The sequence below is a fragment of the Cellulomonas fimi genome, assembly GCF_028527925.1.
GTDB lineage: Bacteria > Actinomycetota > Actinomycetes > Actinomycetales > Cellulomonadaceae > Cellulomonas > Cellulomonas fimi_C.
Window position 1 is genome coordinate 1 of record NZ_JAPESW010000152.1, and the last position, 626, is coordinate 626.

The 626-nt window shown below is 52.9% G+C and carries 1 protein-coding gene; it reads left to right on the forward strand.

Annotated features, from left to right (window positions below):
• Positions 1 to 626, forward strand: a 626-nt coding sequence (locus OMK64_RS21455) for a type II secretion system F family protein (RefSeq protein WP_272730147.1), incomplete at both ends; no start/stop codon positions are given.

A 626-nucleotide genomic window follows, 5' to 3' on the forward strand; every position in this document is an offset into this window, starting at 1 on the left:
CGCTGGTTCTGCTCGTGCTGGGCGGCGGTCTGCTCGGGGTCAATAACCAGTCCCTCGTCCCGATGCTGAGCAGAATGTCTGATCCGGCCAGCTGGAGCGGGGCACTCGGGTTCATGAAGGGGCTTTCTGACTGGACAGAACAGTGGGGACCTGCAGCGGCATTCTCCGGTGCTGCTCTGGTTGTGGCCAGCCTGTGGTCCCTGCCCCGGTGGCGCGGCAGAATTCGTCGTCTTGCTGACAGCATTATGCCCTGGTCTCTCTATAAAGATTTGCAGGGTGCGGTCTTTCTGATGAACACCGGTGCCCTTCTTGGGGCCGGCGTGCATGAGCTTGAAGCCATGCAACTGCTGCACAGCTTCGCGCCGCCCTGGCTGCAGGAGCGCCTTGATGCGGCGCGGGACGAGATGAGTGAAGGCAACTCACTCGGTATGGCGCTGCGCAAAAGCGGCTATGACTTCAAAAAAAAAACGTTAAAAGTAACCTTAGCATTTTATTGGTTGCTACAATTACCATTTTCTTTTTCTCAGCACTTATCTCTCATGCACGACACTACCTTTTTACATCTATTCTTTACCCTACTCTTATTAAAACTGTTGTATTTCGTTTACGTTTTGTTTTTTCCAATT